The organism is Georgenia yuyongxinii, assembly GCF_006352065.1.
Classification (GTDB): Bacteria; Actinomycetota; Actinomycetes; order Actinomycetales; family Actinomycetaceae; genus Georgenia; species Georgenia yuyongxinii.
In genome coordinates, this window is the sequence record NZ_CP040915.1 from 1,007,339 (window position 1) to 1,032,805 (window position 25,467).

Annotated in this window: 22 protein-coding genes; 18 read left to right on the top strand and 4 right to left on the bottom strand. The window is 71.1% G+C overall.

Translation table 11 applies throughout. The features are described from left to right. Positions 1-568: 568 nt before the first annotated feature. Positions 569-1,582: a type I asparaginase gene (locus FE374_RS04540; RefSeq protein ID WP_139927437.1), complete on the top strand. Its 1,014-nt coding sequence runs from the start codon at positions 569-571 to the stop codon at positions 1,580-1,582. 597 nt (positions 1,583-2,179) lie between these two features. On the opposite strand, the gene FE374_RS20275 is transcribed toward FE374_RS04540, so the two are convergent. Together FE374_RS20275 and yidD are read right to left on the bottom strand one after the other, a co-directional pair. Beyond that, the gene (locus FE374_RS20275; RefSeq protein WP_388042901.1) at positions 2,180-2,491 is read right to left on the bottom strand and encodes a SpoIIAA family protein; all 312 of its coding nucleotides are present in this window, start codon (positions 2,489-2,491) and stop codon (positions 2,180-2,182) included. Between the two features lie 177 nt (positions 2,492-2,668). Then, entirely contained in the window at positions 2,669-2,956 is a 288-nt protein-coding gene (yidD, locus tag FE374_RS04550) for a membrane protein insertion efficiency factor YidD (protein ID WP_139927438.1), read from the bottom strand. 101 nt (positions 2,957-3,057) lie between these two features. Here yidD and FE374_RS04555 point away from each other — a divergent pair, with 101 nt between their 5' ends. The 10 genes from FE374_RS04555 (at position 3,058) to FE374_RS04600 (ending at position 16,006) form a co-directional block, all read left to right on the top strand. Next, a complete protein-coding gene (locus FE374_RS04555) occupies positions 3,058-3,849 on the top strand; it encodes a carbon-nitrogen hydrolase family protein (protein WP_139927439.1) in 792 nt (263 codons plus the stop codon). Between the two features lie 122 nt (positions 3,850-3,971). Beyond that, positions 3,972-4,379, top strand: a complete 408-nt coding sequence (locus FE374_RS04560; protein ID WP_139927440.1) for a spore germination protein GerW family protein — start codon at positions 3,972-3,974, stop codon at positions 4,377-4,379. Positions 4,380-4,754: 375 nt separating this feature from the next. Beyond that, on the top strand, positions 4,755-6,389 hold the full coding sequence (locus FE374_RS04565; protein WP_456319087.1) for a peptide ABC transporter substrate-binding protein: 1,635 nt from the start codon (positions 4,755-4,757) through the stop codon (positions 6,387-6,389). A gap of 223 nt (positions 6,390-6,612) precedes the next feature. Then, a complete protein-coding gene (locus FE374_RS04570) occupies positions 6,613-7,539 on the top strand; it encodes an ABC transporter permease (protein ID WP_139927441.1) in 927 nt (308 codons plus the stop codon). Beyond that, positions 7,532-8,518, top strand: coding sequence for an ABC transporter permease (locus FE374_RS04575; protein WP_139927442.1), 987 nt, complete (start codon positions 7,532-7,534; stop codon positions 8,516-8,518). Before FE374_RS04570 ends, FE374_RS04575 begins: the two co-directional genes overlap by 8 nt. Beyond that, complete coding sequence (locus FE374_RS04580; RefSeq protein WP_139927443.1) at positions 8,515-10,245, top strand: dipeptide ABC transporter ATP-binding protein; 1,731 nt, start codon at positions 8,515-8,517, stop codon at positions 10,243-10,245. The genes FE374_RS04575 and FE374_RS04580 overlap by 4 nt, the downstream gene beginning before the upstream one ends. A gap of 169 nt (positions 10,246-10,414) precedes the next feature. After that, entirely contained in the window at positions 10,415-11,398 is a 984-nt protein-coding gene (locus tag FE374_RS04585; protein WP_139927444.1) for an ABC transporter permease, read from the top strand. After that, positions 11,395-12,294 carry an ABC transporter permease gene (locus FE374_RS04590; protein WP_139927445.1) on the top strand — a complete coding sequence of 300 codons (900 nt, stop codon included), beginning with the start codon at positions 11,395-11,397 and terminating at the stop codon, positions 12,292-12,294. Before FE374_RS04585 ends, FE374_RS04590 begins: the two co-directional genes overlap by 4 nt. Then, complete coding sequence (locus tag FE374_RS04595) at positions 12,291-14,201, top strand: dipeptide ABC transporter ATP-binding protein (protein ID WP_139927446.1); 1,911 nt, start codon at positions 12,291-12,293, stop codon at positions 14,199-14,201. The genes FE374_RS04590 and FE374_RS04595 overlap by 4 nt, the downstream gene beginning before the upstream one ends. A gap of 104 nt (positions 14,202-14,305) precedes the next feature. Further along, positions 14,306-16,006: an ABC transporter family substrate-binding protein gene (locus FE374_RS04600; RefSeq protein ID WP_139927447.1), complete on the top strand. Its 1,701-nt coding sequence runs from the start codon at positions 14,306-14,308 to the stop codon at positions 16,004-16,006. Positions 16,007-16,108: 102 nt separating this feature from the next. Here the strand turns inward: FE374_RS04600 and FE374_RS20040 are convergent, their stop codons facing one another. Further along, positions 16,109-16,771, bottom strand: coding sequence for a PH domain-containing protein (locus FE374_RS20040; RefSeq protein WP_168205595.1), 663 nt, complete (start codon positions 16,769-16,771; stop codon positions 16,109-16,111). 207 nt (positions 16,772-16,978) lie between these two features. On the opposite strand from FE374_RS20040, the gene typA reads away from it, so the two are divergent. The 6 genes from typA to FE374_RS04635 all read left to right on the top strand — a co-directional run bounded on the left by typA (position 16,979) and on the right by FE374_RS04635 (position 24,507). Beyond that, positions 16,979-18,892, top strand: a complete 1,914-nt coding sequence (gene typA, locus FE374_RS04610; protein WP_139927449.1) for a translational GTPase TypA — start codon at positions 16,979-16,981, stop codon at positions 18,890-18,892. A 143-nt stretch (positions 18,893-19,035) separates the two neighbouring features. Further along, entirely contained in the window at positions 19,036-20,214 is a 1,179-nt protein-coding gene (locus FE374_RS04615) for a PIG-L family deacetylase (protein ID WP_139927450.1), read from the top strand. Next, positions 20,211-20,624 (top strand): hypothetical protein, encoded by a 414-nt coding sequence (locus FE374_RS04620; RefSeq protein WP_139927451.1) that lies wholly within the window; start codon positions 20,211-20,213, stop codon positions 20,622-20,624. The genes FE374_RS04615 and FE374_RS04620 overlap by 4 nt, the downstream gene beginning before the upstream one ends. Further along, positions 20,617-21,141: a flavin reductase family protein gene (locus FE374_RS04625; RefSeq protein ID WP_139927452.1), complete on the top strand. Its 525-nt coding sequence runs from the start codon at positions 20,617-20,619 to the stop codon at positions 21,139-21,141. Before FE374_RS04620 ends, FE374_RS04625 begins: the two co-directional genes overlap by 8 nt. A 135-nt stretch (positions 21,142-21,276) precedes the next feature. Beyond that, positions 21,277-23,949 (top strand): VanW family protein, encoded by a 2,673-nt coding sequence (locus FE374_RS04630; RefSeq protein ID WP_139927453.1) that lies wholly within the window; start codon positions 21,277-21,279, stop codon positions 23,947-23,949. Positions 23,950-23,991: 42 nt separating this feature from the next. Next, positions 23,992-24,507 (top strand): GNAT family N-acetyltransferase, encoded by a 516-nt coding sequence (locus FE374_RS04635; RefSeq protein WP_139927454.1) that lies wholly within the window; start codon positions 23,992-23,994, stop codon positions 24,505-24,507. Here the strand turns inward: FE374_RS04635 and FE374_RS20375 are convergent. Then, entirely contained in the window at positions 24,431-24,697 is a 267-nt protein-coding gene (locus FE374_RS20375) for a putative acetyltransferase (RefSeq protein ID WP_139927455.1), read from the bottom strand. The genes FE374_RS04635 and FE374_RS20375 overlap by 77 nt on opposite strands. 450 nt (positions 24,698-25,147) lie before the next feature. On the opposite strand from FE374_RS20375, the gene fdxA reads away from it, so the two are divergent. Then, a complete protein-coding gene (gene fdxA / locus FE374_RS19485) occupies positions 25,148-25,465 on the top strand; it encodes a ferredoxin (protein WP_168205596.1) in 318 nt (105 codons plus the stop codon). The last annotated feature ends 2 nt before the right edge of the window (positions 25,466-25,467 follow it).

Below are 25,467 nucleotides of genomic sequence, written 5' to 3' on the forward strand. Positions count from 1 at the left end.
ATCCCAGCCTGCGCTACCGGGCAGCTTTCGAGCCGGGCTGCTGGAACAGGTCGGGAGGATCGAGCAGTGAGGACGTTCGCCATGATCCGGCCTGGATCGAGGGCGTGATCACCGAGCGCGCTGACACGTAGCAGTCCGCAAACAGTCCGCAAGAAGTCCGGCGGAGGCCGATGACCGCCGATGAGACCCAACGGTCCGATAGTCACGCTCTTGCAGGTCAGAGCATGTTTTTGTCCTCTACCGACGGTGTCCGCGACCACCCAAAAACCGGCGGAATCGGTATCGCTTCAACGTGTGAGTCGCCACGTCAGCACAGGTCAGACGGGGTGCAGGGCCACGAGCGTGGTCGCTCCTGATGGCCCGCACCGCCATCTCCTCGGACGTGGACGAGTCAGATCCTGAGGCCGCGGGTCCTATCCGAGCGGGTGTCTCGAGGCCGGTGATCACGCAGCGTCGCTGCCGCGACTTTCCTGAGCGAGGGAGCTGGCCCCACTGGTCGTCACGCTCTGAGACTGGCACGCGTTAGCGTGAGCGGTGGTGAGTGCCACCCTGCGGAGGGAGCCAAGCGGTGAGCGACGACGTGCTCGTCCTGCATTCCGGCGGCACCATCGGGATGGTCGACACCCCGGCTGGTCACGCGCCCGTGGCCGGAGCGTTGCGTCCCTACCTGGACTGGATGGTCGAACAGTCGAGGGGCGAGCTGCCTCCGATCACCTTCCTGGAGCTCGACCCGCCCATCGACTCGGCCAACGCGACTCCGGAGAACTGGTGTGCAATCGCACGCATCCTCTACGAACGCCGCCAGGACCACCGGGGCTTCGTCGTCCTGCACGGCACCGACACGATGGCCTACACCTCGTCGGCGCTATCGTTCTTGCTGCCCTCTTTCGGCAGGCCGGTCATCGTCACAGGCTCCCAGATTCCCATCATTCGCACCCGCAGCGACGGCCGACAGAACCTGATCGGGGCCCTACAGGTCGCGGCGTCCTCCGACGTCGATGAGGTCACGCTGCTCTTCGGTGAGGTCCTGCTGCGAGGGAACAGGGCCACGAAGATCGACGCCTCCGGCCTGGATGCGTTCGACTCTCCCCGGTTCCCGCCGGTGGCCGAGATCGGCATCGACATCACGGTGAACCGTGGCCTCATCCGCCCCACGGAAGGGCAGCCGAGGCTGATCGAGGGGCCCTTGGGGACCGTCGCGGCAGTGCGTCTGTTCCCGGGCTTCTCGGCGTCCATCCTCGCGAACCTGTGCCGGCCACCGCTCCAGGGCCTGATCCTCGAGGCCTACGGTGCGGGCAATGGCCCTTCCGACGACCAGGGTTTTCTGGCGGCCATCGACGCGGCGACGTCGCAGGGCATCGTCGTGGTCGTCGTCACCCAGTGCCTGCACGGATCGGTGCAGCCCGGTGCCTATGCGGCGGGATCGGCGCTGCTGCGCGCAGGCGCAGTGCCAGGATTCGACATGACGTCTGAGGCAGCCCTGACCAAGCTCGCCGTCCTGCTCGGGCAGGGCCTCGACACTGGCACCGTCGCCGAGATGATGCAGCACGACATCGCCGGCGAGCTGACCCGACAGGCCTGACCGGGGCCGGCGCCTCCGGTTCGCGCCTCACCCGCCACTTGACCTCTCGGCCGATCGGTGTCCGACGGAGATCATCGCCGTGCCTATTCATCCCGCAGGGGTGAAGCAGGCCTCGCCTCGCGGGCCGATCCTTGTCACGGATTGGTCCGACAGCACATCGCCGGTCCACGCCGGGCTAAGGAGGAAGGAGCACACGTCATGCGGGAGGTCGCGGCGATAACGGCAATCGTGGTCGGTGTCATCATGGCGATCGCCGGAATAGCGACCTGGGTGTTATCTCCACGACCTTGGAGGACCAGAGAATCACGGTCTGCGACGACGCCAACTGTGCGGCTGGCGACGACGTGAACGGCCCGATCTCGGCGTAATGCCAGGCGGACATCATCGATCATCACACCCAGAAAATCACAGGGGGAAAAACCTACGCCGAGCTCCCGCAAGACGATCCGAACCGTGCAGTCGCGATGGATTCCGCGTTTCTGCAGGCTTCGCTGTTCACCTCGGTCGTCGCCTTCGGTGTGGCTGGCATGGCGCTTGTCCTCGGCATCGTCCTGACCCTCGTCGGGTTCGCGTTACGCGCGCCCGCCCTTCCGCCACCTAGCCGGGTGCGCCGAGTGCCCCGCAGGCTCGACGCCCCGGGTCAGCGGACTTCTTCGCCGGTTGGCCGAGGCATGTCCCCCGTGGCCGCCCATGGGCTGCGGTCTCTCGCTCGGCCAGTGGAAACGCCCGCGCCTGCCCTGGGAACAGGACGCTGAGGATCCTGATGGCCGGAACGGCCCGCTGGGCGTCGGTGACGACCGCGATGCGTTCGAAGGACCACGGGTGGCGTGCACCAAGTTTGAGGTCCTCCCACACCGCTTCACCCTCGTACTCGTTGAACTCAGGGCCGAGGACGTCGACGAGGCGCACCTTGCCGTCTTCGGCATGGCTGCCTCAAGGGCAGGAATCAGGACGCTGCGGTAGTCCTCCTCCTCGACGTCATCGATCGCCTCGAACCCAAGGACGCCCGGCGGGCATGTCACTGAGAACCCGGATCATGCGATCGCTCTCCCTCCATCGCGTTCCGCCCAACGTCTGAGCCCGAGCTCAGCGGTGGCGGAACCGGAACGGGATGGGGATGCCGCCGCAGCAGCACACGCCCTGCACATCGGTGTTCGCGATCAGCGCCGCCGCCTGGTAGCACGCCCACAGCCGGGCGACGGCGGGGAGGGTGGCCCGCCACACGCCTACCGCGAGCACCGTGTCCCGGATGGCCGCCGAGCACGACTGGCCGCCGTGCGCGACGAGATGAGCGCAGGTCCACCCCTTCCGGGGGGAGAGGCGTGCCTGGTAGAAGCGGATGGCGGCGTCAGCCGCCCGCGTAGCCCCGTCCATGCCGTCACGCTACCGACCGCCGCTGGGGTCGGCGCGCTGTCGGTCCCACGTGGCAGAGTCTGACCAGCGCGGCCCGCGCGGCCGGCAAGGAGGCAACGGACATGCACGTAGCGGTTGCTCAGCTGGACGCGTCCACGGACCCGGCCGCCAACCTCGACGCCGCCACGAACCTGATCGGGCGCGCGGCGAGTGCCGGCGCGCAGCTGGTGGTGCTGCCGGAGTACTCGTCGTCGTGGGAGCCGCGCCCGTCAGCCGCGTCGCTGGCGGCCGCAGCCGTGACGCTCGACGGCCCCTTCGTCGGGGCACTCGCCCGGGCCGCCCACGAGCACAGGGTCACCGTCCTCGCCGGCCTCGTCGAGCGGAACCCGGCGGGCAAGTCCTCCAACACCGTCGTCGCCCTCAACTCGGGCGGGGAGCTGGTCGGTGCGTACCGCAAGGTGCACCTCTACGACGCCTTCGGTGACCGGGAGTCCGACCGGCTGGCAGCCCACCCGCCGGAAGCGCTCGTGCTGGACACCGGGGGTCTGCGCGTGGGCGTGATGACCTGCTACGACCTGCGATTTCCCGAGATGGCGCGTTTCCTGGTCGACGCCGGAGCCGACGTTCTCGCGGTGCCGGCGGCCTGGGTGGCCGGGCCTGGCAAGGTGGACCACTGGCTCACGCTCGCCCGAGCGCGGGCGATCGAGAACACCGTGTACGTGCTGGCGTGCGGACAGACCGGGAGGTACCGGTCCGGTCACAGTGTGATCGTCGATCCCGTCGGTGAGGTCCTCGCCGCGATGGGCGAAGAGCAGGGCGTCGCCGTCGCCGAGATCTCGCCCGAACGGATCCAGGAGGTGCGCGCGCGCAATCCCAGCCTGGTGAACCGCCGTTTCGAGGTGCGTCCGCTCTGACTCCGGGGGCCGCGACGCCCATCTGTCCCGCGGCTTCGGACCGCGACCCGTACCTGAACCGGGGCTCGACGGCGGGGCCTACCCTGGGTGACGGCCGTCACCACCCGCTCCGGAGGACACCCATGGACAAGCCCGCCACCGGCGACGTCAACCTTCTCACCGAGTCAGCGCGCGACGCCCTCGACGTTCGCCGTGTCTTCGGCGAGGCCTACGAGCGCGACGGCGTGACCGTCATCCCGGTCGCCAAGATCATGGGCGGCAGCGGCATGGGCTACGGCAGCGGCGCGATGGGCGACGCCGAGACCTCCCACCAGCACCGTCCCGGGACCGGCGAGGGGTCCGGCGGTGGAGGCGGCTTCGCAGTGCGGGCCCGGCCCGTGGGCGTGTACGTGTTGAAGGACGGGAACGTCAGCTGGCAGCCTTCGCTCGACCTCAACCGGATCATCTTCGGCGGGCAGATCCTCGGCGCCGTCGCCGTGGTCGCGCTGTCCTGGGCGCTGCGCCGTCGCCGGTTCGTCCGACGCGGCTGACGAGCGGCACAACTGCCGGTCGGCTTGCCGGATGGTGCGGAGAGCCTCTTCGGCCAGGCGTCCAGCGCAGGGCCGCCGAGCGGCGAAGGCCGCCGCCGGAGGAGCGCAATCCACCTGGAGGGTGACATGTCGCGGAGCAGACGGAGCAGCTGACATGTCGCGGAGCGCGATGACGTATCGCGAAGAAAATGACATTTCGCGGTGTGTGGCGTCTCACATAGCGGTCACGATCGCGTAACGATCCCGCCCGGCATTTCGTTCCCGGCATGACCCAGACCTATTGTTTCGGCATCCCGCGCCAGCGGCGGCCCGCGCCTCGCGCAGCGTCCGCCGAGCGCAGGGGACAGAGCGAACAGCTCACTATCAGGAGGAACATTGAAGACCACCAGGCGCATGGCTGGTGTGGCCGCATCGATCCTTGCCGGATCGCTCGTGCTGGCCGCCTGCAGCTCCGACAGCCCAGAGGACGCGGGCACCGACGGTGGAGCCACTGCCGGTGCGAGCACCGCGGTTGTCACCGTCAACGGGAACGAGCCTCAGAACCCGCTGATCCCGACCAACACCAACGAGGTCGGCGGCGGCAAGATCCTCGACCTCGTATTCGCGGGGCTCGTGTACTACGACGCCGAGGGCGCCGTGCACAACGAGGTCGCCGAGTCCATCGAGACCGAGGACAGCCAGACCTACACGATCAAGCTCAAGGACGGCTGGGAGTTCTCCGACGGCACCCCGGTGACCTCGAAGAGCTTCGTGGACGCCTGGAACCAGGGTGCGCTGCTCAGCAACGCTCACCTCTCCAGCTACTTCTTCGAGCCGATCGAGGGCTACTCCGACACGGAGGACTCCGAGCTCACCGGGCTTCAGGTCGTCGACGACCTGACCTTCACGGTCAAGCTGAAGCAGCCCGAGGCCGACTTCCCGCTGCGCCTGGGCTACTCCGCGTTCTTCCCGCTGCCCCAGGCCGCCTTCGACGACGGCGACGCCTTCGGCCAGAACCCGATCGGCAACGGCCCCTACAAGCTCTCTGGCGAGGGCGCGTGGGAGCACAACATCGGCATCGAGCTCGTGCCGAACGAGTCCTACGAGGGTGACCGCGCTGCCCAGAACGGTGGCGTGAACATCAAGTTCTACGACACCCAGGACGCCGCCTACAACGACCTGCTCTCCGGCCAGCTGGACGTCATCGACGCCATCCCCGACTCCGCCTTCGGCACCTTCGAGGACGAGCTCGGCGACCGTGCGGTGAACCAGCCCGCGGCTGTGTTCCAGTCCTTCACGATCCACCAGGAGCTGGCACACTTCGCAGGCGAGGAGGGCAAGCTGCGCCGTCAGGCGATCTCCCACGCCATCAACCGCGAGGAGATCACCAACGCGATCTTCCAGGGCACCCGCACCCCGGCCTCCGACTTCACTTCGCCCGTGATCGACGGCTGGTCCGACTCCGTGCCGGGCTCCGACGTCCTGGAGTTCGACCCCGAGCGCGCCAAGGAGCTGTGGGCCGAGGCCGACGCCATGGCGCCGTATGAGGGCACCTTCACGCTCGCCTACAACTCTGACGGTGGCCACCAGGCCTGGGTCGACGCCACGGTGAACAGCATCCGCAATACCCTCGGCATCGACGCGGAGGGCAAGCCTTACGCCCTGTTCGCCGACCTGCGCACCGACGTCACCAACAAGGTCATGGACGGCGCCTTCCGCACCGGCTGGCAGGCGGACTACCCCGCCCTGGGTAACTTCCTCGGCCCGCTCTACGGCACCGGTGCCGGCTCCAACGACGGCGAATACTCCAACCCGGAGTTCGACCAGCTGCTCGCGCAGGCTGCGGCGTCGACCTCGATCGACGAGGCGAACGCCCTGTACCTGCAGGCGCAGGAGATCCTGTTCCAGGACCTCCCGTCCATCCCGCTGTGGTACTCCAATGTCACCGGCGGGTACGGCGAGACGGTGGAGAACGTGGAGTTCGGCTGGAACAGCGTGCCGCTGATGTACGAGGTCACGAAGTCCGAGTGATCCGCGCCCGGGTGACGGCGCCCCCTCGCCGGGGCGGCTGAATCTCGGCACATGGTTGGGGGCGGGACCTCAGGTCCCGCCCCCAGTCTCTATGTGCGGTAAACACCACCTCAAGCACAACCCGGGTAGGTTCGGTGCGACGGCCGCACGGCGTATCGTCGCCACGGCGCCCGACGGCGTGCCGCCCGGCACAATCAAGAGAATTCGACGAGGAGGCGACCTGATGCTCTGGTACATCGGGCGCAGGGTCCTGCAGGTGATTCCTGTATTCCTGGGGGCCACGCTGCTGATCTATTTCATGGTGTTCGCGCTGCCGGGCGACCCCATCCAGGCGCTCGGCGGCGAGCGGGGCCTCCCGCCGGCGGTTCAGGACCAGCTGCGCGAGCGGTACAACCTGGATAAGCCGTTCTTCGTCCAGTACCTGCTCTACCTCAAGGGCATCCTCACCCTGGACTTCGGCATCACGTTCTCGGGCCGTGACGTGATGGACGTGATGAAGGAGGCCTTCCCGGTCACGTTCCAGCTCGCCGTGATGGCGCTGGTCTTCGAGGCGGTGTTCGGCGTCACGGCCGGCCTGATCGCCGGGCTGCGCAAGGGTGGCATCTTCGACGCCACGGTCCTGTTGATCAGTCTCCTCGTCATCGCGGTGCCGACCTTCGTCATCGGCTTCGTGATGCAGTTCGTCGTCGGTGTCAAGCTGGGCTGGCTGCCGACGACGGTGGGCGGTGACCCGACGTTCAAGAGCCTGTTGATGCCCGCCATCGTGCTGGGGGCGGTCTCCTTCGCGTACGTGCTGCGCCTGACGCGCACGTCCGTCTCGGAGAACGTCACCGCCGACTACGTGCGCACCGCCACCGCGAAGGGCCTGACGCGCAACCGGGTGGTCACTGTGCACGTGTTGCGCAACTCGCTGATCCCTGTCGTCACGTTCCTCGGCGCCGACCTCGGCGCCCTGATGGGCGGCGCCATCGTCACCGAGGGCATCTTCAACATCAACGGCGTCGGCGGCACGCTCTACCGGGCGATCGGCCAGGGTGAGTCCGCCACCGTCGTCTCGCTGACCACAGTTCTCGTGCTGATCTACATCGTTGCGAACCTGCTGGTCGACCTGTTGTACGCGGCCCTGGACCCGAGGATCCGTTATGCCTGACATCACTACCCCCGGCACCACCCGCGGGCCCGGCCCGGTCGCCGTGCGCCGACATCAGCAGCACTTCTTCGCCGAGCTCGACGAGACCGGCCTCGGTGCCGTCGACGCGGTCACGGACACCGGTGCCCCCTCAAGCATGTGGAGCGAGGCGTGGCAGAAGCTCCGCCCTCGCCCTCTGTTCTGGATCGCCGCCCTGATCATCGTCCTGGTGTGTGTCGTTGCGGCATTCCCGTCACTGTTCACCTCTCAGGATCCGCGCTTCTGCGAGCTGGCCAACAGCTACGCGGCGCCCAGCGCCGGCCACCCCTTCGGTTTCGACCGCCAGGGCTGCGACATCTACTCCCGGGTGATCTACGGCGCCCGACCGTCGGTGACGGTCGGAGTCCTCACCACGCTCGCCGTCCTGGTCATCGGCGCGCTGTTCGGCGCCATCGCAGGCTTCTTCGGGGGCTGGGCCGACACGATCCTCTCGCGCATCACCGACATCTTCTTCGCGATCCCGCTGGTGCTGGCCGCCATCGTGGTCATGCAGATGTTCAGCGACTCGCGCACCACGCTCACCGTCGTCGCGGTACTCGCCTCCTTCGGCTGGACCCAGATCGCCCGCATCACCCGCGGGTCGGTGCTGAGCGTGAAGAACAACGACTACGTCACCGCCGCGGAGTCGCTCGGCGTGAGCCGGTTCGGCGCGCTGGCGCGCCACATCATGCCCAACTCCGCCGCGCCGATCATTGTCTACGCCACGGTCTCGCTGGGCATCTTCATCGTCGCCGAGGCAACGCTGAGCTTCCTCGGCATCGGCCTACCGTCGTCGATCGTCTCGTGGGGCGGTGACATCTCCCAGGCACAGACCGCATTGCGCTCGAACCCCACGGTGTTGTTCTACCCCGCGGGCGCCCTGGCATTGACGGTGCTCGGCTTCATCATGATGGGCGACGCCGTGCGTGACGCCCTCGACCCGAAGGTGCGCACGCGATGACCAAGACGAACGACGTGGTCGCCCCGGTCACCGCCGGGCTCGACCCGCACGAGGCTCTGCTGGAGATCCGGGACCTCGAGGTCGCGTTCAAGTCCTCGACCGGCATGGTGCCGGCGGTGCGTGGCGCGAACCTGACGGTCTACCCCGGCCAGGCCGTGGCCATCGTGGGCGAGTCCGGGTCGGGCAAGTCCACCACCGCGCACGCGATCATCGACCTGCTGCCCGGCACCGGCCGGGTGACCGGCGGCTCGATCAAGTTCCTCGGCCGGGACATCACCAACCCCTCCCGCAAGGCGATCGAGGGTCTGCGCGGCAAGGAGATCGGCCTGGTGCCCCAGGATCCGATGTCCAACCTCAACCCGGTGTGGAAGATCGGCTCCCAGGTCAAGGAGGCGCTCACCGCCAACGGGATGGACAGGGCCGAGGCCAAGGACCGCGTCAACGAGGTCCTGTCGCAGGCGGGCCTGCCCGACGCCGAACGCCGCGCCAAGCAGTACCCGCACGAGTTCTCGGGCGGTATGCGCCAGCGTGCCCTGATCGCCATCGGCCTCGCCGCACGGCCCAAGCTGCTGATCGCCGACGAGCCCACCTCTGCCCTCGACGTCACGGTGCAGCGCCAGATCCTCGACCACCTCGAGCACCTCACCAAGGAGCTCGGGACGGCGGTCCTGTTCATCACCCACGACCTCGGCCTGGCCGCCGAGCGTGCGGAGCACCTCGTTGTCATGCACCGCGGCCGCGTCGTCGAGTCGGGGCCCGCGCGGCAGATCCTCACGGCACCGCAGCACCCATACACGCAGCGGCTCGTCGCCTCGGCGCCCTCGCTTGCGTCCCGCCGCATCCAGAGTGCCAAGGCACGCGGCGAGGAGAGCACGGAGCTGCTCGCGGACGCCGAGGCAGCTGCCGCTGCGCCGAATATCGTGGAGGTGGAGCGCCTGACCAAGGAGTTCCACCTGCGAGGTGGCGTGCCCGGGGCCGGCAAGTCGTTCAAGGCCGTCGACGACGTCTCCTTCTCCATCCCGCGAGGCTCGACCATGGCGCTGGTGGGGGAGTCGGGGTCCGGGAAGTCCACGGTCGCGAACATCATGCTCAACCTCCTCGAACCCACCGAGGGCCGCGTGGTCTTCGAGGGCACGGAGGTGGGGACCCTTGGCAAGCGCGAGCTGTTCAACTTCCGGCGGCAGGTTCAGCCGATCTTCCAGAACCCGTACGGCTCGCTGGACCCCATGTACTCGATCTTCCGCACGATCGAAGAGCCCCTGCGAGTTCATGGCGTGGGCGACAAGAAGTCCCGCGCCGCGAAGGTCGCCGAGCTGCTCGAGATGGTCGCCCTGCCGAGGTCGACCATGCGGCGCTACCCGAACGAGCTCTCCGGCGGCCAGCGGCAGCGCGTGGCCATCGCCCGCGCCCTGGCGCTGGAGCCGAAGGTCATCGTGTGCGACGAGGCGGTCTCCGCGCTCGACGTGCTCGTCCAGGCGCAGGTGCTCACGCTCCTGAACGACCTCCAGGCCGAGCTCGGCCTGACGTACCTCTTCATCACCCACGACCTCGCCGTCGTGCGCCAGATCGCCGACCGCGTCGCGGTGATGGAGAAGGGCAAGATCGTCGAGCAGGCAACCACGGACGAGGTCTTCGAGAACCCGCGGCAGGCCTACACGCGCGAGCTGCTGGCCGCCATTCCCGGCGCGAGCCTCGAGATGGAGCTCGCCGGGCCCGAGCAGCTCTGATCCGGGTCTCTCCCCGGCCCCGGCGCCACCCACCGCAACGGTGTGGGACGCCGGGGCCGCGGCATGTCCCCCGTGGTCGCCGCCCCCGCGTGCGCGCGGCGCGTCCTTCCGGACGTGGACCGGCATGTACCGTGGGCCGCGTCCTGGCGCGATCCACGAAGGCTGGCCGATGTTCCGGTACCTCGCCCGCCGGCTGGCGGGATACGCGGTGCTCCTGTTCGTCGCCGTGAGCCTGACCTACGTGCTCGCCGCCACGGCGCTCGACCCGCGCTCCCTGTACGAGCTGCGCAACCCCCCGCTCGAACCGGCCGCCATCGAGGCCTCGCTCGCGGCGTACAACCTCTCCGACGCCGTGCCCCTGGCCGAGCGGTACCGCACCTGGCTGACTGACATCGTCGCGGACTGGGACTGGGGCCGCACCCCCGCCGGCGCCAGTGTGAACGAGCAGATCGGCGGCCGGATCTGGGTCTCGCTGCGGCTCGTGACGCTCGGCTCGGTCCTGGGCACCCTCGCCGGCGTCGCGCTGGGCACCTGGTCCGCGGTGCGCCAGCACAAAGCCGGCGACCGGCTCGTGACGGTGGCCGCGCTCGTGGTCATCTCGACGCCGACGCTCGTGCTCGCCGTCGTCCTTCAGATCGTCGCCGTCCAGGTGAACCGGGCCACCGGCGTGCAGCTCTTCGAGTTCCTCGGCGAGAGCGGTGCCCACGGCGGCGGTGCGCTCGCCGCACTCGGTGACCGGCTCCAGCACCTCGTCCTGCCGACGCTCACCCTCGCCGCCGGTCAGGCGGCGTTCTTCTCCCGGGTCCAGCGCGGCCTGGTGCTCGACACGCTCGGCGCGTCCTACGTGCGAGCGGCTCGCGCCAAGGGCCTGCGCCGGTCCGTCGCGGTGCGTCGGCACGCCCTGCGCACCGCCCTGGTGCCCACCGGGACCTACTTCGCCTACACGGTGGCCACGCTGGTGCTCGGCGCCGCGTTCGTGGAGGCGGTGTACGGCTGGCACGGCATGGGGATCTACGGCGTCCGGGCGATCGCCGGCCAGGACGTCCACGCCACGGTGGCGGTGGCGGCGTTCGGCGCGACGTGCGTGCTCGCCGGTGCACTCCTCGCCGACCTGCTCACCGCTGCCCTCGACCCGCGGGTGCGGACGCGATGACGACGTCGGTGCTCGCCACCCTCCCCACCCCGGTCGGGCCGGGCGCCCGGTTCCGCCTGGTGGCCCGCCGCTTCCGGCGCGACCGGGCAGCCGTCGCCGGCATGGCGGGCCTGGCACTGCTGGTGATCCTGTCCCTCGTCGGGCCGCAGCTGGCGCCCTGGGGCTACGCGGAGATCGACTCCACGGCGTTCCTCGCGGCACCGGACGCCAGCCACTGGTGGGGTACCACCCAGGCCGGCCGCGACGTCTTCGCCCTCACGGTCGAAGGACTGCGCACCTCGCTGCTCGTCGGGCTCGGAGCGGGCCTTCTGCAGACCGTCATCGCGGCGGCCGTCGGCACGGTCGCCGCCTACCGCGGCGGGTGGCTCGACCGCGTCGCGACGTGGGTGATCGACCTGCTCCTGGTCGTGCCCTCGTTCTTCCTCGTCGCGATCCTCTCCGTGCGGGCCGGCGGGGAAGCGGGCTCCGTGGCGCTCCTCGTCCTCCTGCTCGGCGGGCTCGGCTGGATGCTCTCCGCGCGAGTGGTGCGGGCGATGACGCTGAGCCTGCGGGAGCTGGACTACGTCACCGCGGCCCGGTACATGAACGTGCCCACCCGCACGATCATCACCCGGCACATCCTGCCCAACCTGTCCTCGCTGCTCGTCGTCGACGCCACGCTGGCGGTCGCCGCGGCGGTGCTTGCCGAGACGGCACTGTCATTTTTCGGCTTCGGCGTACAGGCACCGGGCACCTCGCTGGGTACCCTCATCGCCGAGGGGCAACGCACGGCGACGACGTACCCGTGGATCTTCCTCGCCCCGGCCGGGACGCTGGTGGCGCTGCTGGTGTCCGTCAACCTTGTCGGTGACGGGCTGCGCGACGCGCTCGACCCCTCCCAGGGCGGGCGCGCATGAGCGAGCCCGTGCTCGAGCTGCGGGACCTCCACGTGCACCTGCGCGCGAGCGACGGCGAGGTGCACGCGGTCCGTGGCATCGACCTGGCCGTGCGGGAGGGCGAGGTGCTCGCCGTCGTCGGGGCGTCCGGCTCGGGCAAGTCCGCCACCGCCATGGCCGTCATGGGGCTGCTGCCCGCCAGCGCCCGGGTGAGCGGGTCGGTGCGCCTGGACGGTGCGGAGCTGCTGGGCCGGTCCGACGCGGAGCTGTCGCGGGTGCGCGGCGCGCGGATCGGCATGGTGTTCCAGGATGCGGCGCTGACACCCGTGTACCCGGTAGGGGAGCAGGTCGCCGAGGCCTTGCACGCACATCGACGACTGGGCCGCGCCGCCGCCCGGGCACGCGCCGTCGAGCTGCTCGAGCTCGTCGGGATCGACCGCCCCGCGGCACGTGCCCACGCATTCCCGCACGAGCTCTCCGGCGGGATGCGCCAGCGCGTGGCCATCGCGATCGCCATCGCCAACGATCCCGACGTCCTCGTCGCGGACGAGCCTACGAGCGCCCTCGACGTGACGGTGCAGGCCCAGATCCTCGACGTGCTCCGCACCGCCCGGGACGAGACCGGTGCCGCACTCGTGCTCATCAGCCACGACCTCGGCGTGGTCGCCGGCCTGGCCGACCGCGTCGCGGTGCTGGACGCCGGGCAGGTCGTGGAAGTGGGCGACGTCGAGACGATCTTCGCCCGGCCCGCCGCCCCGTTGACCCGGGCCCTGCTCGACGCCGTGGCGTGGCCCCGGGCGACGGCGCCGGCGTCGCCCATGGCTGCCGCGCCCCCCGCAGAGACTGCCGCTCCGCCCGACCGGGCGGAGGTGCTGCGCGTGACGGACCTGCACCGGCACTTCCCGCTTACCCGGGGGACGCTGCTGCGCCGCCGGGTCGGCACGGTCCGGGCGGTCGACGGCGTCAGCCTCACCGTCCGCGCCGGGGAGGTGCTCGCGCTGGTCGGCGAGTCCGGCAGCGGCAAGACCACCACCGTCCGGTCCGTCCTGGAGCTGACGACGCCGGAACGCGGCGCCGTCGTCGTCCTCGGCACCGACGTCGCAGGGCTCGACCGCGCCGGCCGGCGACGACTGCGCCGGGGCGTGCAGGTGGTGCTGCAGGACCCGGACGCCGCCCTGGACCCGCGCCTGCCCGTGACGGACCTCGTCGCCGAGCCGCTGCTCGCCGACGGCCGCACCGGAAGCGCCGTGAGCCGGCGGGTCGCCGAGCTGCTCGGCCTGGTCGGGCTCGACCCTGCGCTCGGTGACCGGTTCCCTCGCCACCTCTCCGGAGGGCAGCGACAGCGGGTGGCCATCGCCCGCGCGCTCGCCCTCGAGCCGCGGCTGATGGTGCTGGACGAACCCGTCTCGGCCCTCGACGCGCCGGTCCGGGCCGAGATCCTCGACCTGCTCGGCGACCTTCGCGACCGCCTGTCCCTGAGCTACCTGCTGGTCTCCCACGACCTGGCCGCCGTGCGGCGCCTGGCCGACCGGGTGGCCGTGATGCACCTGGGCCGGGTGGTCGAGTCCGGCGACGCTACCCAGGTGTTCACCCGGCCGGCGCACCCGTACACCCGGGTATTGCTGTCCGCGATGCCGGTTGCAGACCCGGTGCTCGAGCGTTCTCGGCAGCGGACCGTGCTGGTCGGGGACCTGGCCTCACCCGCGGACGCGCCGTCGGGCTGCCGATTCCGCACCCGCTGCCCGCTGTACCGCACCCTCGACCCAACCGCCCAGGAGCGGTGCCGGGACGAGGACCAGCCGCTACGCATCGTGGGAGGACAACGGGCCGGCGGGCACCGCCCACCCACGCGCCAGCCCCTCACCCACCAGGCCGCATGCCACGTGGTGACCAACACCTCGCCGCCCGCCGCGCCATGGCGCGGATGAGACGGACGCGGGCGGGGGGCGGGCAACGTGGTCGAATAGCCCCCGGACGTCGTTCCGGCTGGCCCCTCCACCAGCCGCCGGCGTCGAAGAGAGGACACGGACGGATGAGAAGGAGCACGGCGGCACTGGCCGCCGGTGCGGCGCTGGCGCTCGCCCTGGCCGGGTGCGCGGGTAGCGCGGGGCCCGACGGGACGCCGTCGCCCACGCCCAGCGCGACCGCCTCCGCGTCCGGACCCGACGTGGCCGACGTCAACGCCACGCCCCGGGAGAACCTGGCGGACGGCGGCGTCCTGCGGCAGGCCGTCGGAGCCCTGCCCACGCAGTGGAACCCGCTGCACGTCGGCGGCACGGCCGAGACCTTCACGCAGGTCCGGGGCCCGATGTCGGTGACGAACTTCGACACCGACGCCGAGGGTGTCCCCACCCCGAACCCGAACTTCGTCACAAGCGTGGAGGAGTCGAGCACCGACGGCCGCCAGGTCGTCACCCTGCACCTCAACCCCGACGCCGTGTGGAACAACGGCGAGCCGATCACGTGGGAGGACTACGCCGCCACCGTCGCCGCCTGCAACGGCCAGCAGCCGGAGTTCCAGTGCGCCACGGGGCTGTTCGCCGCTGTGGAAGAGGTGGCGCAGGGAGAGACGGAGTTCGACGTCGTCGTCGCCTTCGCCTCCCCGTTCCCGGACTGGCCGGCGCTGCTGGGCACCGTGCTGCCCGCCGCGGGCGTAGCCGACGCCGCCACCTTCAACACCGGGTGGCTCGACCACCCCGAGGACTGGTTCACCGGCCCCTTCACGCTGGCCGACCTCGACACCGACCAGCAGGTCGCCACCCTCGTCCCCAACGAGCGCTGGTGGGGCCCGGAGCCCGTGCTGGACGAGATCGAGTACCGGGCGGTGGCCCCCGAAGCGACCGCGACGGCGTTCGCGAACAACGAGATCGACGTCTTCGACATCGGCGCCGACCCCAACGCCTACCAGCTCGCCCGGCAGGTCCCCGGCGCCGAGGTGCGCCAGGCGGGCGGCGTCGACTGGCGCCAGTTCACCTTCAACTCCACCGCCGGGCACCTCACCGACCAGGCGGTGCGTCAGGCGATCGTGCGGGCGCTCGACCGCCAGGCCATCGCCGCCGCGAGCCTCGCCGGTCTGCCGGAGGACCTGCAGAGGCCCCTGAACAACCACATCTTCATGGCAGGGCAGGACGGCTACGAGGACAACGCCGGCGACTACGCCCACGACCCCGCCCGCGCCGTCACGGAGCTGGACGCCGCGGGCTGGGTCCTCGACGAGGTCACCGGCGTACGGGAGCGGAACGGTGAGCCCCTCACGGTCCGCTTCACCGTGTTCACGGGAATCCCCGCCTCGGAGACCGAGGGGCAGCTGGTCCAGGCCCAGCTGCGCGAGGTCGGCATCGACGTCCAGCTCGACCACGTGCCCGAGGCCGCGTTCAACGACACCCTCAACAACGGTGACTTCGAGATCATCGCGTTCTCCTGGTTCGGGTCCGCCTTCCCGCTGCTCGGCCTGGGCAACATCTACGGCGACCCGGCCACCACCCCGATGAACTACGCCCACCTGGCCACGCCGGGTCTGGACGAGCTCATCGGGCAGATCGCCACCGAGACCGACCACGCCACCCGCCTGGACCTCGCCGACCAGGCCGACGAGCTCATCTGGGACGCCGTGCACACCCTGCCGCTGTACCAGCGGCCCCAGCTCGTCGCCGCCGTCAGCGAGCTGGCCAACATCGGAGCCCCCGGACTGAGCACGACCAGACCGGAGGACTGGGGCTTCGTCGCCGAGTAGTTCACGGCGCCCGCCACCCCACCCACCCCGTGAGATGTCATCTTCTCCGGGAGATGTCATTCCGGCCGGTGCCGGGCGAGATGTGATCCCGGCCGCAGCCGCTCAGACCGGCACCACCAGGCTGACCACCGCCAGGGCCACGGTGACGCCCAGCGCCAGCACCTCCGGAATGTTCACCCGTGCTCGCGGCGCCGGGTCCGAGCCCGCCCGGCCGGTCTGACGTGGGCCCGCCTGGCCGGACCCATCCAGGCCCACCTGGGCGGTCCCACGCGCGCCCGTCCGGGCGAGGCGGTCTCGCCGGCCGAGCCGGTCCTCGATCACGGACCCGACGGCGGCGGCGTCACCGCTCGCCGACACCGTGCCGGAGCCGCGGAAGAGTCGGTCGGGCAGATTCTCGGCCTCCCGCAGGCTGCGAGACCGGCCGAATCCGGCCCGGGCCGGGGCGGCCCACGCCCCGAACGCGCCGGCGGCGGTGCGCAGCCGCACGCCCCAACGTGTCTCCACCGCGTCGATCGCACCCCAGGGCACGACGACGGTGCGCACCACGTTGGCGAGCGTCACGCCGTCGGGCCCGACCTCGACGAAGGGGCGCCAGAAGACCGCCCAGCCGAACGCGGCCACGGCCAGCGGCAGCGCGCCGTAGCGCACCAGCTCCCCGACCCCGCCGTTGACCGCGAACGCGACCAGCACGGCGGCGGCCACCACCCAGCAGATGACGGCATACACGCGGCTGGAGTCCGGCCGGAAGACGACGGTGGGGCCCATGGGTTCATCTTCCCCGAACGCGCCACCCGGTCCGCGCACGTGACTCCGCGCACACCCGTACAGGCAGGGGTGACCAGAATCGGCGATCCGCCGTAGAATGGCCGTTTGGCGCCGCGGTACGTGGCGCCCGGCCCGCGCGGGCAGCGACGGATGCGTCGCCCGGCCGTGAGCGGACGGCCCGCCCTCACCATGAAATGAGCTCTGCGTATGCCTGTGCGCTCCGATCTGCGAAACGTCGCCATCGTCGCCCACGTCGACCATGGCAAGACCACCCTGGTGGACGCCATGCTGTGGCAGTCCGGCGCCTTCGGCGAGCACCAGCACGTGGACGAGCGCGCCATGGACTCCGGTGACCTCGAACGCGAGAAGGGCATCACGATCCTCGCGAAGAACACCGCGGTGCACTACCGCGGTCCGGCCGCCCTGAAGGCCGGTCTCGAGGACGGCCTGACCATCAACGTCGTCGACACCCCCGGCCACGCCGACTTCGGCGGAGAGGTCGAGCGTGCCCTGAGCATGGTCGACGGCGTCGTCCTCCTCGTCGACGCCTCCGAGGGGCCACTGCCGCAGACCCGGTTCGTGCTGCGCAAGGCGCTCGCCGCCAAGCTGCCCGTCGTCCTGCTCGTGAACAAGGTCGACCGGCCCGACTCGCGCATCGACGCGGTCGTCACCGAGGCGCAGGACCTGCTCCTCGGCCTCGCCTCCGACCTCGCCGACGAGGTGCCGGACCTGGACCTGGACGCGATCCTCGACGTCCCGGTCGTCTACGCCTCGGGCAAGGCACGCCGGGCGAGCCTGAACCGGCCCGCCGACGGCACGCTGCCGGACCACGAGGATCTCGAGCCGCTCTTCGCCACGATCATCGAGAAGATCCCGGCGCCCACCTACGAGGAGGGCGCGCCGCTGCAGGCGCACGTGACCAACCTCGACGCCTCCCCGTTCCTGGGCCGGATCGCGCTGTTGCGCATCCACAACGGCGAGCTGAGGAAGGGCCAGACCGTGGCCTGGGCCCGCCACGACGGCACCATGAAGAACGTGCGGATCTCCGAGCTGCTGCGCACCGAGGCGCTGGACCGCGTGCCCACCGAGCGTGCCTTCGCCGGCGACATCGTCGCCGTCGCCGGCATCGAGGACATCACCATCGGTGAGTCGCTCGTGGACGCGGACGACCCGCGGCCCCTGCCGCTGATCCAGATCGACGACCCGGCCATCTCCATGACCATCGGGATCAACACCTCCCCGCTGGCCGGCCGCGTCAAGGGCCACAAGCTCACCGCCCGCCAGGTCAAGGACCGCCTCGACCGCGAGCTCGTCGGCAACGTCTCGCTGAAGGTGCTGCCCACCGATCGTCCCGACGCCTGGGAGGTGCAGGGCCGCGGCGAGCTGGCGCTGGCGATCCTCGTCGAGCAGATGCGCCGCGAGGGTTTCGAGCTGACCGTCGGCAAGCCGCAGGTGGTCACCAAGATCATCGACGGCAAGCGGCACGAGCCCATGGAGCGTCAGACCATCGACGTGCCTGAGGAGTACCTGGGCACCGTCACCCAGCTCATGGCCGCCCGCAAGGGCCGCATGGAGACCATGTCGAACCACGGCACCGGCTGGGTGCGCATGGAGTTCGTCGTCCCCGCCCGCGGCCTGATCGGCTTCCGCACCCGGTTCCTCACCGAGACCCGCGGCACCGGCATCGCCTCGTCGATCTCCGAGGGCTACGAGCCGTGGCAGGGCGAGATCGAGATGCGCAACACCGGCTCGATGGTCGCCGACCGTGCGGGCGCGGTGACGCCGTTCGCGATGATCAAGCTCCAGGAGCGCGGCTCGTTCTTCGTCGAGCCCACCTCCGAGGTGTACGAGGGCCAGGTCGTGGGGGAGAACCCCCGCAACGAGGACATGGACGTCAACATCACCAAGGAGAAGCAGCTCACCAACATGCGCTCCTCCACGGCGGACAACTTCGAGAGCCTCGTGCCGCCGCGCAAGCTCACCCTGGAGGAGTCCCTGGAGTTCGCCGCCGAGGACGAGTGCGTGGAGGTCACCCCCGAGGCCGTGCGTATCCGCAAGGTCATCCTCGACGCCAACGAGCGCTACAAGTCGGCCTCCCGGAACCGCCGCGCCGCCGGCTGACCCCGCCCGCTCCCGGCGAGATGTCAACTTCTCCGTGAGATGTCATCTCGCCGGGTGACCCGCCCGACCCGCCCGCGTCCCGTCACCCCGGCCAGCGCCCGCCCAACGCTGGCGAAGTGGGCGGGAGCGGCCATGATGGTGCCATGACGTCGACACAGGGCACCCGCACGGCCGAGCTGCCAACCGGCGGTGTGCTCGGCGTCTTTGCGCACCCCGACGACGAGACGCTCGGCGCGGGCGGGCTGCTCGCCTCCGCCGCGCGGGTCGGGCTCCCGGTCACCGTGGTCACGGGTAACCGGGGCGAGCGTGGTCAGGTCATCCCGCGCGAGCTCGCCCATCTCGACGGCGACGCGCCCGCCCTTGTCCACGAGCGTGAGCGCGAGCTCGCCCGCGCGTGCGCCGAGCTCGGTGTGCGCGCCCGCGTCTTCCTCGACCAGCTGCCGGGCCTGGCTGCGCGGCGGCCGCCCCGGTTCACCGACTCCGGGATGGTGTGGACGCGCCCCGGTCTCGCCGGACCCGTGCCGGACGTCGGTCCGGACGCGCAGAGCAGCGTGCCCGTCGAGGTGGCCGCCCGCCTGCTCGCCGGCCTCGTGCGCCGCACCCGCCCGCAGGTGGTCATCACCGAGGAGCCGCACGGCGGTTACGGCCACCCGGACCACGTCCACGCCCACCAGGTCACGATGCGCGCGGTGGAGATGGCGGCCGACGCCGCTGAGGTCGACGACGCTGACGACCCCCTCACCGGGCTCGAGCCGTGGCACGTCCCGGTGGTGCTGTGGGCGGTGGAGAGCGAGATCCGGATGCGTGCCGCGCTGCACTGGCTGGAGGAGAAGCTCGCCCGAGCGCCTCAGTTCGGCGCCCGTGGGGACGCGCTGGCCACCCTGCCCGCCGGCAGCGAGCTGCCCTCGCTGGCCTTCCCGACGTCCAAGGTCGACCTCACGATCGACACGACGGCGGTTCTCCCGGCCGTCGTCGCCGCGATGCGCGCCCACCGCACCCAGCTGCAGAACGTGCACCTGGAGGATCTCAGCCGCAGCGAGCAGCGCGACCAGCCGGCGTGCGGGTGGGTCGCCGTCAGCAACGGGCTCCTCCTGCCCATCATGGGCTCGGCCAGCATGCACCTCGTGCCCGGCTTCGACCGGGTGGACGAGCTCGTCGTCGAGCCGGTCCACCACGCCTACACGGAGCCGGTCCCGGTGGCCCAGCGGTATGGGCTCGCGGGGACGTTCGGGCTGGCGGCCCTCGACGTCAAGAACCGCCTGGCGGAGACACGAGGCCCCGCACGACTCGCCGCCTTCCTCGGCGGGGCGGTCCTCGCGTGAGCAGTCCCGCCAGGCCGGGGGCGGCCGCGACCGCCGCGGCCGCGGTGATCCTCGGCGTGGTCGTGGCGGCGTGCGGCACGCTGGTCCACCGCTGGGAGGCCGCTTCGCTGCCCGGTGGGGTGATCCTTGCGCTGGTGGCCGTGTTGCTGGGCGCCGTCGTCGCACGTGCGCTGGCCGACGGCGGCGGCGTCGCCCTTTACGCCCTCGCCGCGATCCTGACCAGCCAGACGATGACCTTTTTCGGCCCTGGTGGGGACGTGCTCGTGACAGGCGAGCTGCTCAGCAACGTGTGGCTGCTCGGCGTGCCCGTGGCGGCCGCGGCCGCAGCCCTGACGCCGCGGTCCTGGTACGCCGGTGCGCCCGCCGTACCGGCTCGGCACAGCGGCGGCCCGCACCTCGGCGATGTCTGAGGCGTCCGGCGCGGCGGCAGTGACCGACCCCGAAGAGCTCGTCGAGCGGTTCCGTGCGACCATGGGTCGGCTCGCGGGCGGGGTGACCGTCGTCGCCGTCCGCAGCGGCTCGTCGGATCTGGCGATGACGGCGACCGCGGTCGCGTCGGTGTCGCTGCGGCCGCCGATGGTGCTGTTCTGTGTGTACTCCGACGCTCGGCTGCGTGAGGTCCTCGACGAGGTCGAGACCTGGGCGATCAGCCTGGTCGACGCCGGTGCGCTCGTTCCGGCGGAACGGCTCGCGATGCCGGGGCGTCCTGCGGTCGGCCAGCTCCTCGGGGTGCCGCACCACCGCGGGCCCCTGTCCGGCGCCGCACTTCTCGACGGCGCCCAGGGTTGGCTGGAGTGCCGCACGGCATGGATCAAGACCGCCGGGGACCACGACGTGGTGGTCGGCGAAGTCCTCGACGCCACCCTCGGGCCGGCCGGGGGCGGGGCGCTCGTGCACTATTTGGGCCGGTTTCGCGGCCTGACCTGACGGACGGTCATCCTGGTCAGGTACGTCACAACATGGTGACGGGACGCGCGCCGTGAAACGGTCGCGGGCGCGGGAGATTACCATTCACTGGTCGTGCGCGCGGTGCGGCGGCAGGGAAGAGGAAGCAGCGAGCGAGTGGCACAGGACTCCACACCCGGCCGGCCCCAGGAGGGCGGCACGAGCCCCATGCAGGACGGCGCCACGGCCCCAGCCGCGGATGTGCAGCCCGTCCCGACCACCCCGGCCGAGGACGAGGGCGCCGGCCGCGCGGGGAACGGCTCCGAGGGTATGCACGACCTCGACGCCGTACTCACCGCCCGACGTCAGCACGCCGAGCTGGCGGCGGAGTCTGCTGAGCCCGCTGCTGAGGCCGGGGAGCCCGCCGTCGCGTCGGGCGAGCCTGCCGCTGAGGCCGAGGATTCCGCGGTCGATGAAGCGTCAGGCGACGAAGCGTCAGCCGACGACGCGGCGCCCGCGGTCGATGAAGCGTCAGGCGACGACGCGGCGCCCGCGGTCGATGAAGCGTCAGGCGACGACGCGGCGCCCGCAGGCGAGACCCAGGTGCTTCCCACGGAACCGCTGACCCGCACCACTTCCGAGCAGGCGAAGACCACCGAGGTCGAGGAGCCCACCGCTCAGGCCGAGCCCACCCCCGCGGCGGCCGCCCCGACATCCGCGCCCGTCGCCGAACCTGCCCCGACCGACCTCGACGAGACTCAGCCGGCCGAAGCGCAGACCGCGGATGCCGCGCCGGCCACCACCGCTTCGCGGATTGAAGAGGCCGGCGAGGCGTCGGCTTCGCCAACGGTCAGCGCCGAGGAGCCCGCGACGGCGGAGACCGAGGTCGTGCCAGCGCAGCGCGAGCCGGACCCTGAGCCCGCAACCGAGCCGTTGCCGGCCACCGAGCATCTGAACCCCGCCGAACCGTCGGCACCGACCGAGGCCGTGCCGGCGGCCGGGCGTCCGTCCGTTGACGCCGCCCCGGCTGCCGACCAGCCGACCGAGCGGCTCCGTCCCATGGAGGAGCCGATGCCGGCCGCGTCCCCGCTAGCCGTGTTCCCGGCCGAGCGAAAGCCCGATCAGCGCACCGGCCGACGCCGCCGCCGCGGCCTGATCGCCGCCGCGATCGTGGTGGGCGTGCTCGCCATCGCCTACGTCGCGGGCGCCTGGTTCCTCGGCGACCGCGTGCCCGGTGGCACCGTCGTGGCCGGGGTGCACATCGGCGGACTGGCGGAGGACGAGGCGCGGGACCGGCTGCAGACCGAGCTCGCCGCCGTGCAGACCGAACCGGTCCCGGTCACCATCGGCGAAGAGGCGATCGCCACGATCGACCCCGCCGCCGCGGGTCTCCAGCTCGATGTGGACGCCACCCTCGACGACCTGGTCGGGTTCTCCCTCGCCCCCACGACGATGTGGAGCCACCTGTTCGGCGGGGGCGAGGCGCCCGCCGTCTCCACCGCCGACGACGACGCGCTGCGCACCGCGGTCGAGGCCGCGGCCGGGGCGCTCGACCTGGCGCCGGTCGAGGGCTCCATCTCCTACGTGGGCACCACCCCGCAACCGACCGAGCCGGCACCCGGCAAGGCCGTCGACATCGAAGCGGCCCAGGAGTACCTCCTCACGAGGTGGCTCGCCGACGAGCGTCCCCTGAGCCTCCCCACCACCGAGGTGGCGCCGCACGTCGGGGCCGACGCCGTCGACGAGGCCATGTCCAACCTGGCCGAGCCGCTGGTCTCGGGTCCCGTCGCGGTCAGCGTGGACGGTCAGCTGGCCGAGCTCACCCCCGAGGCCCTCGCCGCACACGCGACGTTCGTGGACGTCGACGGCGCACTCGATCTGCAGCTGGACGGCGCCGCACTCGCCAACGCCGTGCACGACGTCAACCCCGAGATCGGGGTGGCCGGCGAGGACGCCAAGATCATCCTCAACGCCAACGCCGAGCCGGAGATCGTGCCCTCCACCTCCGGCCAGGGCCTCGACCCCGACGCCCTGGCCTCCGCCGTCACCGCGGCCGGGACGTCGACGGACCGCACCGCCACGGTCGAGCTCGTGGACGCCGAGCCGGAGTTCACCACCGCCGAGGCCGAGGCGCTCGGCGTGAAGGAGATCGTCGCCGACTTCTCCACCCCGATGCCGTACGACCCCGTCCGCACCCGCAACCTGCAGGTCGGGGCGGAGAAGATCACCGGCGTGCTCGTCATGCCGGGTGAGGAGTTCTCCCTCCTCGAGGCGCTCGGGCCGATCACCGCGGCCAACGGGTTCGTCTCCTCCGGCGTCGTCGAGGACGGGTTCTCCTCCACAGCGCTGGGCGGCGGGCTGTCCCAGCTGTCCACGAACACGTACAACGTGGGGCTCATGGCCGGCATGGACGACGTCGAGCACAAGCCCCACTCCCGCTGGTTCTCCCGCTACCCGGCAGGGCGCGAGGCCACGCTCTGGGAGCCCACCGTGGACATGGTGTGGCGCAACAACACCGACTACGGGATCCTCGTCCACGCCTGGGTGACCAGCAACGCGGTGCACACGCGGCTGTGGAGCACCCAGGTGTGGGACGTCGACATCTCCACCTCGAACCACTACAACATCACCCAGCCCACCACCGTCTACAACACCAACGAGCCGTGTGTCGCCGAGTCGGGCGGCCAGTACGGCTTCACCGTGACCGTCACCCGGGAGCGGTCGCGTGCCGGGCAGGCGCCGGAGACGCAGGACTGGAGCTGGACCTACCAGCCGTGGAACCGGGTGGTTTGTGGGGAGAAGCCGGCGCCGGAGCCTGAGCCCGCGCCGGAAGCCTCGCCCGCGGCCTGATACGGCCGAGGAGCGGGCGTGCGATTTGCGTACAGTGCGCCCATGGACCCGATCCGCCGCGCCCGGCCCGACGACGTCCCCGCCGTCCTGCAGCTCGTCAGGGACCTTGCCGCCTACGAGCGTGAGCCTGACGCCGTCCGGCTGACCGAGTTCGGGCTGCACGCGGCGCTCTTCGGCGAGGAGCCGGCCGTGTTCGCTCACGTCGCCGAGGCCGACGGCGAGATCCTGGGCTTCGCGCTGTGGTTCCGGAACTTCTCCACCTGGGAAGGCGTCCACGGTATCTACCTCGAGGACCTCTACGTCCGGCCCGAGGCGCGCGGCCGCGGCTACGGAAAGGCGCTGCTGCAGACCCTGGCCCGCCACGCCGTCGCGCAGGGCTACGCCCGGATGGAGTGGAGCGTGCTCGACTGGAACGCCCCGTCCATCGAGTTCTACCGCAGCCTCGGGGCCCGCCCGCAGGAGGAGTGGTCCGTGTTCCGGCTCACGGGGGAGGCGCTGGCCGAGGTGGGCGCTCCCGCGGCGGTAACGACGGCGGCGGAGGCACCCGTTTCCCGGTGACCATCGCCGTCGCCGGGACTTCCACCGGCCCGCGGCGGGTGCCCACCACCACGCGGTCCGGGTGGACCTCCAACAGCTCGCCGAGCGCATCGGAGAAGCCGTCCGGCACGCGGTAGCGCACCACCACCCGCTCGCCCACCCGCCACTGCAGCCAGGGCAGCGGTGGCGGGGCGCCGTCGTCGGTCGTCATGGAGTAGAGCCTGCCCCCTCGCGCCCCGCCCCGGGTGTAACCGCTCTTGATGGGCGCGGCTACCCACGGTCGCCATCTGCAGCCGGTCAAAGCCGGCCACGGGCGAGGCACCGAACGCTGGCCTTCCTCCCCGAGACAGGCAACAGCAAGTCGACGAGATGGTCCGGATGGTCGTTTCAACGACCAATCTGGCCACTTCGTTCGGCTAGCCGCCAGGGTTGGCCTTGCACCGCCGACCGACCGTGCGGCGCGTCCGCCAACGCCACACCCGACGTAGTGAGCATGTGCGAACGGCCAGACGGTTGTACTCCATGCGTACGGCTGCACTCCACGTGTCAAGACGCCACAAAGCCGAACCGTCGGCAGTTCGTGAACCCGTCGGGACTGCGCGATACTGAAGGCCGACGTCGCCGCGGCGCCCGCGCCGCCACCAGCGAGGAGGAACTTCCCGTGACCTACGTGATCGCCCAGCCCTGCGTGGACGTCAAGGACAGGGCGTGCGTGGACGAGTGCCCGGTCGACTGCATCTACGAGGGCGCGCGGATGCTGTACATCCACCCCGACGAGTGCGTGGACTGCGGCGCATGCGAACCCGTGTGCCCCGTCGAGGCCATCTACTACGAGGACGACACGCCCCAGATCTGGGCCGACTACTACCGCGCCAACGTCGAGTTCTTCAACGACCTGGGCTCGCCCGGCGGCGCCGCGAAGATGGGCGTCATCGACAAGGACGACCCCATGATCGCGGCCCTGCCCCCGCAGGCCTGAGC

What these genes read in the sequence shown, in the direction of transcription:
- yidD (WP_139927438.1), bottom strand. Translation starts at nt 2,956, where the DNA reads ATGGACGGGGCTACGCGGGCGGCTGACGCCGCCATCCGCTTCTACCAG.
- FE374_RS04555 (WP_139927439.1), top strand. Translation starts at nt 3,058, where the DNA reads ATGCACGTAGCGGTTGCTCAGCTGGACGCGTCCACGGACCCGGCCGCC.
- FE374_RS04560 (WP_139927440.1), top strand. Translation starts at nt 3,972, where the DNA reads ATGGACAAGCCCGCCACCGGCGACGTCAACCTTCTCACCGAGTCAGCG.
- FE374_RS04570 (WP_139927441.1), top strand. Translation starts at nt 6,613, where the DNA reads ATGCTCTGGTACATCGGGCGCAGGGTCCTGCAGGTGATTCCTGTATTC.
- FE374_RS04575 (WP_139927442.1), top strand. Translation starts at nt 7,532, where the DNA reads ATGCCTGACATCACTACCCCCGGCACCACCCGCGGGCCCGGCCCGGTC.
- FE374_RS04580 (WP_139927443.1), top strand. Translation starts at nt 8,515, where the DNA reads ATGACCAAGACGAACGACGTGGTCGCCCCGGTCACCGCCGGGCTCGAC.
- FE374_RS04585 (WP_139927444.1), top strand. Translation starts at nt 10,415, where the DNA reads ATGTTCCGGTACCTCGCCCGCCGGCTGGCGGGATACGCGGTGCTCCTG.
- FE374_RS04590 (WP_139927445.1), top strand. Translation starts at nt 11,395, where the DNA reads ATGACGACGTCGGTGCTCGCCACCCTCCCCACCCCGGTCGGGCCGGGC.
- FE374_RS04595 (WP_139927446.1), top strand. Translation starts at nt 12,291, where the DNA reads ATGAGCGAGCCCGTGCTCGAGCTGCGGGACCTCCACGTGCACCTGCGC.
- FE374_RS04600 (WP_139927447.1), top strand. Translation starts at nt 14,306, where the DNA reads ATGAGAAGGAGCACGGCGGCACTGGCCGCCGGTGCGGCGCTGGCGCTC.
- FE374_RS20040 (WP_168205595.1), bottom strand. Translation starts at nt 16,771, where the DNA reads ATGGGCCCCACCGTCGTCTTCCGGCCGGACTCCAGCCGCGTGTATGCC.
- typA (WP_139927449.1), top strand. Translation starts at nt 16,979, where the DNA reads ATGCCTGTGCGCTCCGATCTGCGAAACGTCGCCATCGTCGCCCACGTC.
- FE374_RS04615 (WP_139927450.1), top strand. Translation starts at nt 19,036, where the DNA reads ATGACGTCGACACAGGGCACCCGCACGGCCGAGCTGCCAACCGGCGGT.
- FE374_RS04625 (WP_139927452.1), top strand. Translation starts at nt 20,617, where the DNA reads ATGTCTGAGGCGTCCGGCGCGGCGGCAGTGACCGACCCCGAAGAGCTC.
- FE374_RS04635 (WP_139927454.1), top strand. Translation starts at nt 23,992, where the DNA reads ATGGACCCGATCCGCCGCGCCCGGCCCGACGACGTCCCCGCCGTCCTG.
- FE374_RS20375 (WP_139927455.1), bottom strand. Translation starts at nt 24,697, where the DNA reads ATGACGACCGACGACGGCGCCCCGCCACCGCTGCCCTGGCTGCAGTGG.